This is a genomic window from Mammaliicoccus sp. J-M41, from assembly GCF_022385935.1.
In the GTDB taxonomy this organism is placed as follows: Bacteria; Bacillota; Bacilli; order Staphylococcales; family Staphylococcaceae; genus Mammaliicoccus; species Mammaliicoccus sciuri_A.
In genome coordinates this window covers 1-12,269 of sequence record NZ_JAJNIR010000027.1, presented here as the reverse complement: position 1 = coordinate 12,269, position 12,269 = coordinate 1, and the positions used below count along the sequence as shown (strand labels likewise).

Below are 12,269 nucleotides of genomic sequence, written 5' to 3'. Positions count from 1 at the left end.
TAACATATGGCACAACAAATACTAGTTGTTGGCTTAGGTAATTATAGTTTAGAAGAATTGCCAATGGGCGTTTACCGTAAACTTCAATCAGCTGACGTTATATATGCGCGTACGCTAGACCATCCAGTCGTTAAAGAATTAGAAGACTTAAATTGGCAAGGTTTTGATTATATTTATGAAAAGCACGATGATTTTCTTAATGTATATTCTGAAATTGTCGATACATTGATTGAAAAAGCTGAACATGAAAACATTATTTATGCGGTGCCTGGTGACCCAATGGTAGCTGAAACAACGACGCAGCTTCTATTAGAGAAAGCGCCGGATGTACACGTGTTAGGTGGGAAAAGCTTTTTAGATGATATGTTCAGAGCTGTTAATATTGATCCGAATGACGGGTTTACATTATTAGACGGAACGAGTTTGTCTGAGACTTCATTAAATATAAGAACGAATACGATTATTACACAAGTGTATGATCAATTAGTTGCATCGGATATTAAAGTTACATTGATGGAAAGATATCCAGATGACCATCCTGTGCAACTCGTTTCTAATGCAAGACTAGGTGAAGCGGATGTCATTTCATGTCCATTGTATGAAATGGACCATCATGCTGAGCTATCAAATTTAACAAGTTTATTCATTCCGAAAATAACTAAAGATGAACAACTATATGGTGATTTTCAATATTTAGAACAAACTATTGATACATTAGTGTCCGAAGAAGGTTGTCCTTGGGATAAAGTACAAACCCATGAAACATTGAAGCGTTATGTACTTGAAGAGGCATTTGAATTAATAGAAGCAATTGATGAAGATGATATTGATCATATGATAGAAGAACTTGGAGACATATTGTTACAAGTGATGCTACATGCTGCGATTGGAAAGAAAGAAGCATACTTTGATGTAAGAGAAGTGATACAAACATTAACTTCTAAGATGATACGTAGACATCCACATGTGTTTGGTGACCAAGAAGCGAATGATATTGAAGACCTCAAGAAAATTTGGAATGATGAAAAACAAAAAGAAGGCAAAGTTAAACGTGAGAAACTAGAAAAAATATTTGCTGATTACTTTTTGAAGTTGTATGATAAAACCAAATTAGAGGGATACGGTGAACAATCATTAAAAGAATTTATAAATAAAGGAGATTTAACAATTTGAGATTAGATAAATATTTAAAAGTATCTAGACTGATTAAACGTCGTACACTTGCTAAAGAAGTGAGTGACCAAGGTAGAGTTAAAGTAAATGGTCAAGTTGCTAAAGCAGGAACGACTGTAAGTGTTGAAGATGAATTGGAAATTAGATTAGGTAATAGAATAATTGTTGTCAAAGTGACAGGATTATCTGAACATGCTAATAAAGAAAATGCGAAGACAATGTTTGAAGTCATCAAAGAAGAAAAAATTCAAGATTCTATATAAATAAGGAGGTACACCAATGGCGCAAAAAATTAAAAATCTAGATAATGAATATACACAGTCCCAAAACAAACAAAAAAAGACTGTCAATAAAACGCGCCAAGTGATACGCAAGCGACTTACCTTATTTGGTGGAGTATTATTGTTAATAATCGTTATTATGATCATCATGCTATTTCTACAAAAAAATCGTAATGATGAATTAGTGCAAGAGCGTAAAGAAAAAGCTGTCACATATGAAAAATTACAAGATAAAGAGATAGAACTTAAAGAACAAATTAAACGACTGAACGATAAAGAATATATAGAAAAACTCGCGAGAAGCGAATACTTTTTAAGCAATGATGGTGAAATTATTTTTAAATTACCAGAAGACAAAAAAGACGCGGAAAATGATAAATAATCTGTTTATGGCGTTGTATAATTTTGTATAGAAGCATATAATAAGGTTAAAGTGAATTTATATCAGGAGGATACAGTAATAATATGTCAATTGAAGTAGGCAATAAAGTCAAAGGGAAAGTTACAGGTATTAAGAATTTTGGTGCATTTGTTGAATTACCTGAAGGGAAAAGTGGCCTTGTGCATATCAGTGAAGTTGCTGATAACTACGTCGAGAACGTGAATGACCATTTAACTGTAGGCGATGAAGTAGAAGTTAAAGTATTAACAGTAGCTGATGATGGAAAGATTAGTTTATCTATTAAAAAAGCTAAAGAACGTCCAAAGCGCCAAGCGCCTAAGAAAGAAGCTAAGCCTGAAGACTTTGAGAAGAAATTATCAAACTTTTTAAAAGATAGTGAGGATAAGTTAACATCTATTAAGAGACAAACTGAATCACGTCGTGGCGGTAAAGGTGCAAGACGATAATGGATTATAATAAAAAGAGGCTAATTAGTTGAGCCTCTTTTTATTTTGACAAGATCAAATGAATTTTTGAAAATTGAGGTGTGTAATCATGCTGAATGTAACTTGGCAACAAGAGGATGATTTAGCTTTAGCTGTTTCGACAGGGATAGATAGCATGTCACTTTTACACATGTTAAACACAACTTATAAAGACACATATCGTAAGTTAATTTGTTTACATGTCAACCATGGTTTAAGAGAAGCCTCGCGAGAAGAAGCGAAATTTATAAAACAATTTTGCGAAAAACATCATATTGAAATATATATCAAGACATTGGATTTGAGCGAAACAGTTAGTCACAATAAGAGCATACAAGATATTTCTAGACAATTGAGATATGAATGGTTTGATGAAATGATGAAACAAACCGGTAGCGATGTATTGTTGACGGCACACCATATGGATGACCAAAAAGAAACCATTGCTTATCGACTATTTACTGGGAGAATTGGCCGTGCACCTTTAGGTATTCAACAAGTTCAAAAAAGAAATGAATATATGATTTGTAGACCGTTGTTAAATGTATCCAAATCATTTATAAAACAATATCAACAAGAAAATGATTTTAAGTACTACGAAGATGATTCAAATAAAGATAGTAAATATACTCGCAACTATTTACGAAATCAATTGTTGCCTGTTATTGAAGAAAGGCCAGAATTTTCAACAGATCATTTACTGGATTTAAATCAATGGATGAATGATGCAAGAAAATTAATTATAACTGCAGCAGATGATTTTATTGCTAAAGAAATAAAACTGTCTGATCATGTTGAAATTAATCGTGATGCATTTAATCAGCTGAACGATTTAATTAAGATTCAAGTATTAGATCAATTAATGGCTCAATATGTTAAACGAAGATATAGCGAGAAGTCATATAAAGAATGGATGCACGTATTTAATAATTTTTCAAAACAATCCGTCATTCCTATATCTGATGATTGGCAGTTTATAGTAGCATATGATAAATTATTACTATGTGAAGATATTGAGTTCAATGTAAATTCTAAATTTATAAATCGTAATGAACAATATGTATTTGGGAATTGGTTAATTGAAACGAAAGACATAGCATCGCCTTTATTTGTAAGAACGAGAATGTCTGGAGATCGTGTTCAGTATTATAACCGGGGAAATAAACATCACAAAAAAGTTAACAGAATCATGATTGACAACAAGATTGACATACATAAAAGAAACAATTGTCCAATTATTTTATATGGTGATGACATTATTGCAATTGGTGATTTTTGGATGGATTCTAACTTTAAAAACGCACTAACTATTACTTATATTGGAGATGACTTTAATGAAAGACTCGATTAAGTCTGTTGTATTATCAGAAGAACAGATTCAAGAAAGATGCAAAACATTAGGAAAGCAAATCACAGAGGATTATAATGGGAAGACACCTATTTGTGTAGGTATTTTAAAAGGTTCAATCATGTTTATGGCTGATTTAATTAAATACATTGATACACATGTAGAAATAGACTTTATGGATGTTTCTAGTTATCACGGTGGTACAGAATCAACTGGAGAAGTTAAAATTTTAAAAGACTTAAGTACTTCTGTTGAAAATAGAGATGTCATTATCATTGAAGATATTTTAGAAACAGGTACAACTTTAAATTCTATCGTTGATTTATTGAAATACAGAAATGTTAATTCTATTGAAATCGTAACATTGTTAGATAAACCGATGAAACGTAAAGTAGATATCGAAGCTAAATATGTCGGAGAAAAAATTCCAGATGAATTTGTTGTAGGATACGGACTAGATTATGCTGAGAAATATCGTAATTTACCGTACATTGGTACACTTAAACCAGAAATATATCAATGATGCGTATAAGCAAGTTTAATTACTAGCGTATGAAATTACAAATATGGTAAAATTTTTGTTAGTTTTATTAATTGAGTAGGAGGACAAATTGAATGCAAAAAGCTTTTCGTAATATATTAATGATCGCGCTTTTAGCTATCGTCCTATTTGGTGTATTCCAGTTCATTAATGGCAATGGACAATCACCAAAACAGCTTACATATAATGAGTTTATGACGAAGCTAGAAAAAGGCGATTTAAAAACGTTAACTATTCAACCAGAACAGAATGTTTATATGGTTAGCGGTGAATTGAAAAAAGGTAAAGATGAAACATATACATCTTCTATTTTATTTAATAATCAAGATGACTTGAAAAAAATAACAGCAACTGCTGAGAAACAAGATGATTTGAAATTTAATGTTAAAGAAGAAGAAAAACAAAGTGTGTTTGTTAGTGTATTAACAACGCTTATCCCAGTTTTAATTATTGCATTTTTATTCATCTTCTTCTTAAGCCAAATGCAAGGCGGCGGCGGTGGCGGCGGCCGAGTAATGAACTTTGGTAAGTCAAAAGCCAAGCTATATGATAATCAGAAGAAACGTGTAAGATTCTCTGATGTAGCAGGTGCCGATGAAGAGAAACAAGAGTTAGTGGAAATAGTTGATTTCCTTAAAGATAATCGTAAATTCAAGAAAATGGGTGCGCGTATTCCGAAAGGTGTCTTACTAGTTGGTCCTCCAGGTACAGGTAAAACATTACTTGCTAGAGCTGTAGCAGGTGAAGCGGGTACACCATTCTTCTCAATCAGTGGTTCAGACTTCGTTGAGATGTTCGTTGGTGTCGGTGCAAGTCGTGTGCGTGACTTATTCGAGAACGCTAAGAAAAATGCACCATGTATTATCTTTATAGATGAGATTGATGCTGTTGGTCGTCAACGTGGCGCTGGTGTTGGTGGCGGTCACGATGAACGTGAACAAACATTAAACCAATTATTAGTAGAAATGGATGGATTCGGTGAAAATGAAGGTATCATTATGATAGCTGCAACTAACCGTCCTGATATTTTAGACCCTGCATTATTACGTCCAGGACGTTTCGATAGACAAATCCAAGTTGGACGCCCAGATGTAAAAGGACGTGAAGCAGTACTTAAAGTACATGCTCGTAATAAACCGTTAGACGAAACTGTTGACTTAAAAGCAATTTCTCAAAGAACGCCTGGTTTCTCTGGTGCAGACTTAGAGAACTTGTTAAATGAAGCATCATTAGTAGCAGCACGTTCTAACAAAACGAAAATTGATATGAGAGATATCGAAGAAGCGACTGATAGAGTTATTGCAGGTCCAGCTAAGAAAACAAGAATGATTTCTGAAAAAGAAAAAAATATTGTTGCTTATCACGAAGCGGGTCATACAATTATCGGTTGTGTATTGGATGAAGCAGAAATGGTTCATAAAGTTACAATCGTTCCACGTGGTCAAGCTGGTGGATATGCAATGATGCTTCCTAAAGAAGATCGTTACTTTATGACTGAACCAGAATTATTAGATAAGATAGTAGGTTTACTTGGTGGTCGTGTATCTGAAGAAATAAACTTTGGAGAAGCATCAACAGGTGCTCATAATGACTTCCAACGTGCAACAAACATTGCGCGTAAGATGGTTACTGAATATGGTATGAGTAAAAAATTAGGTCCATTACAATTCGGTAGTACGGATAGTGGACAAGTATTTTTAGGTAAAGATATGCAATCTGAACCAAATTATTCAGACCAAATTGCTTATGAAATTGATTCAGAAGTACAACGTATCATTAAAGAACAATACGAACGTTGTAAACAAATTCTAACTGAACATAAATCACAATTAGAATTAATTGCTAAGACGCTTCTAGTAGAAGAAACATTAGTAGCTGAACAAATTCAATCATTATTCCATGAAGGTAAGTTACCAGAAGTTAAATATGATGATTCTCATCTTAACCAAAATGAAGACTCAGATGAAGATAAATATGAAGGTGACTTAACGCAACAAGAAGGTACATTAGATATTGACGATGATGAAGTTGGTAAATCATATGAAGAAGTTAAAGAAGAAGTGTCACATGAAAAACGTCGTGAAGACACTGATTCAGATAGTGATTCGGACGAACCAGCTCATGAACAAGAGCCAAATATCGATGACCTAGGTGACAATAAACCGACAGATCGTAAAGAATAATTTCACAAAAGTCCCTTTCAACAAATTGATTGAGAGGGGCTTTTTTTAAAGAAGGAGTATAAAACATGACAAAAGATTATTTAGTAAGAGGATTAGCTTTCAATGATGAAGTGAGAGCTTTTGCTGTTCAAACAACAAATACAATACAAGAAGCACAAACACGCCATTACACATGGCCAACTGCATCAGCAGCATTAGGTAGATCAATGACAGCTGGTGTGATGATGGGATCAATGCTAAAAAATGAAGAAAAATTAACCGTAACAATTGATGGCGGAGGACCAATTGGTAAAATTATGGTCGATGCTAATGCGAAAGGTAAAGTAAGAGGATATGTACAAAATCCACAAACGCATTTCCCATTAAACGATCAAGGTAAATTAGATGTTAGACGTGCTGTTGGAACAGACGGTATGTTAAGTGTCGTTAAAGATATCGGATTGAAAGATTACTTTACAGGTTCTACACCAATTGTATCAGGAGAACTTGGCGAAGATTTTACTTATTATTTTGTAACAAGTGAACAAGTACCTTCAGCAGTTGGTTTAGGTGTATTAGTAAATCCTGATAATACAATTAAAGCAGCAGGAGGTTTCATCATTCAACTTATGCCTGGTGCATCTGAAAAAACAATTTCAGCAATTGAAGAAAAAATTAATCAAATGGAACCTGTATCTAAATTGATCGATAGAGGATTATCACCAGAAGAAATAATTGAAACAGTATTAGGTAAAGAAAATACTAGAATTATTGACCATATGGATGTTGAGTTCAAATGTAATTGTTCTAGAGAAAAATTCCTAAATGCAATTAAAGGTCTTGGAGAAGCAGAAATTGATGCAATGATTAAAGAAGATCATGGTGCTGAAGCAGAATGTCATTTCTGTAGAACAAAGTATCAATATAGCGAAGAAGAATTAATCGAGCTTAAGAACGCACTTTAATTTAGTAAATACTTTCACTTTATATGAAGTTTTGTTATAATCATTATATCCGATAAATAAACTAGGGTATAAAAACTATTTAGGAGTGAAGTGTAAATGGCTAAGAGAGTAAATAATATTGTAGAATTAATTGGAGATACACCTGTAGTTAAATTAAACAAAGTAGTTGAAGAAGGTTCAGCAGACGTTTATGTAAAACTAGAATACCAAAACCCAGGTAGTTCAGTTAAAGATAGAATTGGTTTAGCGATGATTGAAGCTGCTGAAAAAGAAGGCAAAATCAAACCAGGCGACACAATTATTGAACCAACATCTGGTAACACAGGTATCGGTTTAGCAATGGTTGCAGCAGCTAAAGGTTATAAAGCTGTATTTGTAATGCCAGATACAATGAGTAGCGAACGTCGTGCTTTATTAAAAGCTTATGGCGCTGAATTAGTATTAACACCTGGTGCAGAAGGCATGAAAGGTGCTATCAAAAAAGCTAAAGAATTAAAAGAAGAAAAAGGCTATTTTGAACCACAACAATTCGAAAACCCAGCGAACCCTAAAATCCATGAATTAACAACTGGTCCTGAACTTGTTGAACAATTTGAAGGTGTTCAAATTGACGCTTTCTTAGCTGGTGTAGGTACTGGTGGTACTTTATCTGGAGCAGGTAAAGTGCTTAAAGAAAAATATCCTAATATTCAAGTAGTTGCGATTGAACCAGAAGCTTCACCTATTTTAAGTGGTGGTTCACCAGGTCCTCATAAATTACAAGGTTTAGGTGCAGGTTTCGTACCAGACACTTTAAACACAGATGTTTATGACGATGTTATTAAAGTAGGTAATGAAGAAGCAATGGAAATGTCTAGAAAAGTTGCCAAAGAAGAAGGTATCCTTGGTGGTATTTCATCTGGCGCTGCAATTGTAGCTGCATTGAAAAAAGCTAAAGAACTAGGTGAAGGCAAAACAGTAGTAACAGTTCTTCCAAGTAATGGTGAACGTTACCTATCTACACCACTTTACGCTTTTGAAGACTAATTGATAAATAAATGATTATATAATAAGTATCACGTCTATAATAAATAACTTTTGAAGTTATTTCATTTAGGCGTGATTTTTTAAATTTGTTATAATAAATTTATCTATGAAAAAGGAAGGAAGACTATCTTGGTGAATACGAAAATTATGGGTATATTAAATGTTACGCCAGATTCATTTTCTGACGGTGGTTCATATAATAGTGTAGATAAAGCAAGACAACACGCTGAGAAACTTATCTCAGAAGGTGCGGATATTATTGATATCGGTGGTGTATCTACTCGCCCAGGTTATACAGAAGTAACAGGTTATACAGAAGTAAGTTTAGAAGAGGAATTGGACAGAGTTATTCCAGTTGTAGAAGCGCTTAGTGATTTAGATGTACAACTTTCAGTAGATACATACAGAAGTAAAGTTGCTGAAGAATCTTTAAAAAGAGGCGTAACGATGATTAACGACCAGTGGGCTGGTTTATATGACCCGAATATATTGAACGTCGTTGCAGAATATAATGCTGAAATTGTGTTAATGCATAACGGCGACGGCAAGAGAGATGTTCCGGTAATGGAAGAATTATTGCTTACTTTATTAAAACAAGCAAACCAAGCAGAAATTTGTGGCATACCCGAAAAAAACATTTGGTTAGATCCTGGTATTGGTTTTGCAACGTCTAGAGAAGAAGAACGTATTGTCATGTCACGATTAGATGAATTGGTCGCTACAGGTTACAATGTGTTGCTTGCGACAAGCCGAAAGCGATTGATCAATGACTTATTAGGTGGCGAAACTAATGTTGATGAACGTGATGAAGGTACAGCAGCAACAACAGCTTACGGAATAGAAAAAGGTGTCCATGCTGTGAGAGTCCACAATGTACAAATGAACAAAAGAGTAGCTAAGACGATAGATGCTCTGAAGGAGATTCGATTAAATGGATAGAATAATATTAGAAGGCATGTCTTTTTACGGATACCATGGTGCAATTGAAGCGGAAAATGAACTAGGACAAATCTTTATAGTAGATTTAGAATTATATTTAGATCTTTCTGAAGCGGGTGAAACAGATGACTTAGAAAATACTGTTCACTACGGTGAAGTATTTGAAGTAGTCAAAGAAATTATGGAAGGTAAACCAGTAAAATTAATCGAACATCTTGCAGAACGTATTGCAAAAGAGCTATTTTCGCACTATAATCGAGTATTGGAAACCAAAGTTAAGATTACTAAAAATAATCCACCGATACCTGGACATTATAAAGGTGTAGGTATTGAGATAGTGAGGAAGAGATAAATGCATACTGCATATTTAGGTTTAGGCAGTAATATGGGAGATAGGCAACATCAACTGCAAGAAGCTGTTAAATTGCTGAATGAAATTGACGGTATTCAAGTTGTTCAAGAATCTCCAATATATGAAACGAAACCAGTAGGATACACAGATCAACCTGATTTTTTAAATATGTGTATTGAAATCTCAACTGAATTAGAATCATCAGAATTATTGAAAGTTTGTATGATGGTAGAACAACAACTTCATCGTGTTCGAGTTGAAAGATGGGGACCACGTACAATTGATATAGATATTTTATTATATGATCAATCTGTTATTCAATCACCAGAACTAGAAGTACCTCACCCAAGAATGACTGAAAGAGCATTTGTGATGATACCTTTGAATGATATTGCCTCAAATGTTGTGGAACCTATATCGAAGAAATATATTTGGGAGCTATTGCCAAACGATGAACATGTAGTAAAGTATAATGGTGAAAGTAAATAATCTACGTGTGGTTTAAATAAAATAACAAGTGTAATTTAAATAAGGAGTGGAAAATCATGTCAGAAGAAATGAATGACCAAATGTTGGTTCGTAGAGAAAAATTACAAGAATTAAGAGATTTAGGTATCGATCCTTTCGGTAAGAAATTTGTCCGCAGTGGAGACTCTAAATCATTACACCAAGAATGGGACGAATTCAGTAAAGAAGAATTACATGATAAAGAAGACGAATCAGCTGTTGCTATCGCAGGTCGTTTAATGACTAAAAGAGGTAAAGGTAAAGCTGGATTTGCACATGTTAAAGATATTACTGGTCAAATTCAAATTTATGTTCGTAAAGACCAAGTAGGTGACGAACAATTTGAAATATGGAAACATGCAGATTTAGGTGACATCGTAGGCGTAAAAGGTGTTATGTTTAAAACGAATACTGGAGAATTATCTGTTAAAGCGAAAGAATTTACTGTTTTAACGAAATCTTTACGTCCATTACCAGATAAATATCATGGTTTACAAGATATTGAACAACGTTACCGTCAACGTTACTTAGATTTAATTACAAGTGAAGAATCAACTAAAACATTCATTACAAGAAGCCAAATTATTCAAGAAATGAGAACTTACTTAAATAATAAAGGTTTCTTAGAAGTAGAAACACCAATGATGCACCAAATCGCAGGTGGGGCTTCAGCTCGTCCTTTCGTAACACATCACAATGCGTTAGATGCTACTTTATACATGAGAATTGCAATTGAATTACACTTGAAACGATTAATCGTAGGTGGATTAGAGAAAGTATATGAAATTGGAAGAGTATTCCGTAATGAAGGTGTATCTACAAGACATAACCCTGAATTTACAATGATTGAATTGTATGAAGCATATGCTGATTACAACGACATTATGGATTTAACTGAATCTATGGTAGCAGCAATCGCTGAAAAAGTATTAGGTTCTACAACTGTACAATATGGCGAAGAATCTATAGATTTAGCACCTAATTGGAGAAGATGGCATATGGTTGATGCCGTTAAAGAATATACGGGTGTAGATTTCTATGAAGTTAAAACTGATGAAGAAGCACATGCTCTAGCAAAAGAACATAATATAGAAGTAGAAGATCGTATGACATATGGTCATATTCTGAATGAATTCTTTGAACAAAGAGTTGAAGAGAAACTTATTCAACCTACATTTATTTATGGACACCCAATCGAAATATCACCATTAGCTAAGAAAAATCCTGAAGATCCAAGATTCACTGATAGATTCGAATTATTTATTGTTGGTAGAGAGCATGCAAATGCGTTTACTGAATTAAATGATCCAATTGATCAACGTGAAAGATTTGAAGCACAAATGAAAGAAAAAGATCAAGGTAACGATGAAGCACATGAAATGGATGATGACTTTATTGAAGCACTTGAATATGGTATGCCTCCAACAGGTGGTTTAGGAATAGGTATTGATAGATTAGTTATGCTATTAACAAACTCTGCTTCTATTAGAGATGTATTACTATTCCCTTATATGAGACAAAAATAAATGTAACTAAAAGCCGTGCACAATTCCATATTGTGTGCGGTTTTATACTTTTGAAAGGCTTTAAAATGCGATTGATGAAGTTTTTTAAAGAAATATAAACTTTTTTGTCGTAAAGTGTTGACGAGTGTTTCTAAATTGTGTATTATATAAAGGTCGCTGAAAACAAGCGCATATCAATTCGAGATGTTTGTAAAGAAAGTTAATAAGGTGTAAAATTTACTATTGAAAAACCTTGATGAGTTCTTTATAATATATAAGGTAAGACAAAAACGAAACAACATTGTCTGGTGGCGATAGCAAAGAGGTCACACCTGTTCCCATGCCGAACACAGAAGTTAAGCTCTTTAGCGCCGATGGTAGTTGGGCTTACGTTCCGCGAGAGTAGGACGCTGCCGGGCGATATTGTTAATTGGAGAATTAGCTCAGCTGGGAGAGCATCTGCCTTACAAGCAGAGGGTCGGCGGTTCGAACCCGTCATTCTCCACCATTTTGCCGGCCTAGCTCAACTGGTAGAGCAACTGACTTGTAATCAGTAGGTTGGGGGTTCAAGTCCTCTGGCCGGCACCATGTTTTAGAGCCATT

13 protein-coding genes, 2 tRNA genes and 1 rRNA gene are annotated in these 12,269 nt (G+C 34.1%); all 16 read left to right on the top strand.

Annotated features, from left to right (window positions below; translation table 11 throughout):
• Window positions 1–6: 6 nt before the first annotated feature.
• The 16 genes from LQ686_RS10195 (at window position 7) to LQ686_RS10120 (ending at window position 12,254) form a co-directional block, all read left to right on the top strand.
• Window positions 7–1,173, top strand: a complete 1,167-nt coding sequence (locus LQ686_RS10195; protein ID WP_107565615.1) for a MazG nucleotide pyrophosphohydrolase domain-containing protein — start codon at window positions 7–9, stop codon at window positions 1,171–1,173.
• Window positions 1,170–1,436, top strand: a complete 267-nt coding sequence (locus tag LQ686_RS10190) for an RNA-binding S4 domain-containing protein (protein ID WP_037590337.1) — start codon at window positions 1,170–1,172, stop codon at window positions 1,434–1,436. The genes LQ686_RS10195 and LQ686_RS10190 overlap by 4 nt, the downstream gene beginning before the upstream one ends.
• Window positions 1,437–1,452: 16 nt before the next feature.
• Window positions 1,453–1,836, top strand: a complete 384-nt coding sequence (locus LQ686_RS10185; protein ID WP_025905562.1) for an FtsB family cell division protein — start codon at window positions 1,453–1,455, stop codon at window positions 1,834–1,836.
• A gap of 83 nt (window positions 1,837–1,919) precedes the next feature.
• Window positions 1,920–2,303, top strand: coding sequence for a S1 domain-containing RNA-binding protein (locus LQ686_RS10180; RefSeq protein ID WP_025905561.1), 384 nt, complete (start codon window positions 1,920–1,922; stop codon window positions 2,301–2,303).
• Between the two features lie 88 nt (window positions 2,304–2,391).
• A complete protein-coding gene (gene tilS, locus LQ686_RS10175) occupies window positions 2,392–3,672 on the top strand; it encodes a tRNA lysidine(34) synthetase TilS (RefSeq protein WP_107565616.1) in 1,281 nt (426 codons plus the stop codon).
• Window positions 3,656–4,192: a hypoxanthine phosphoribosyltransferase gene (hpt, locus tag LQ686_RS10170; RefSeq protein ID WP_025905559.1), complete on the top strand. Its 537-nt coding sequence runs from the start codon at window positions 3,656–3,658 to the stop codon at window positions 4,190–4,192. Before tilS ends, hpt begins: the two co-directional genes overlap by 17 nt.
• A gap of 92 nt (window positions 4,193–4,284) precedes the next feature.
• Complete coding sequence (ftsH, locus tag LQ686_RS10165; RefSeq protein WP_103360996.1) at window positions 4,285–6,393, top strand: ATP-dependent zinc metalloprotease FtsH; 2,109 nt, start codon at window positions 4,285–4,287, stop codon at window positions 6,391–6,393.
• Between the two features lie 65 nt (window positions 6,394–6,458).
• Window positions 6,459–7,337: an Hsp33 family molecular chaperone HslO gene (gene hslO / locus LQ686_RS10160; RefSeq protein ID WP_025905557.1), complete on the top strand. Its 879-nt coding sequence runs from the start codon at window positions 6,459–6,461 to the stop codon at window positions 7,335–7,337.
• 96 nt (window positions 7,338–7,433) lie between these two features.
• Complete coding sequence (gene cysK / locus LQ686_RS10155) at window positions 7,434–8,363, top strand: cysteine synthase A (protein ID WP_025905556.1); 930 nt, start codon at window positions 7,434–7,436, stop codon at window positions 8,361–8,363.
• A 129-nt stretch (window positions 8,364–8,492) separates the two neighbouring features.
• Complete coding sequence (gene folP, locus LQ686_RS10150; protein WP_198054406.1) at window positions 8,493–9,302, top strand: dihydropteroate synthase; 810 nt, start codon at window positions 8,493–8,495, stop codon at window positions 9,300–9,302.
• On the top strand, window positions 9,295–9,654 hold the full coding sequence (gene folB / locus LQ686_RS10145) for a dihydroneopterin aldolase (protein ID WP_107565618.1): 360 nt from the start codon (window positions 9,295–9,297) through the stop codon (window positions 9,652–9,654). Before folP ends, folB begins: the two co-directional genes overlap by 8 nt.
• Window positions 9,655–10,143, top strand: a complete 489-nt coding sequence (folK, locus tag LQ686_RS10140; protein WP_107565619.1) for a 2-amino-4-hydroxy-6-hydroxymethyldihydropteridine diphosphokinase — start codon at window positions 9,655–9,657, stop codon at window positions 10,141–10,143. It abuts the gene before it with no gap.
• Between the two features lie 56 nt (window positions 10,144–10,199).
• On the top strand, window positions 10,200–11,687 hold the full coding sequence (lysS, locus tag LQ686_RS10135; protein WP_025905552.1) for a lysine--tRNA ligase: 1,488 nt from the start codon (window positions 10,200–10,202) through the stop codon (window positions 11,685–11,687).
• Between the two features lie 283 nt (window positions 11,688–11,970).
• Window positions 11,971–12,085: ribosomal RNA gene (rrf, locus tag LQ686_RS10130) — 5S ribosomal RNA — on the top strand.
• A gap of 13 nt (window positions 12,086–12,098) precedes the next feature.
• Window positions 12,099–12,174: transfer RNA gene (locus LQ686_RS10125), tRNA-Val, on the top strand.
• A 4-nt stretch (window positions 12,175–12,178) separates the two neighbouring features.
• A tRNA-Thr gene (locus LQ686_RS10120) sits at window positions 12,179–12,254 on the top strand.
• The last annotated feature ends 15 nt before the right edge of the window (window positions 12,255–12,269 follow it).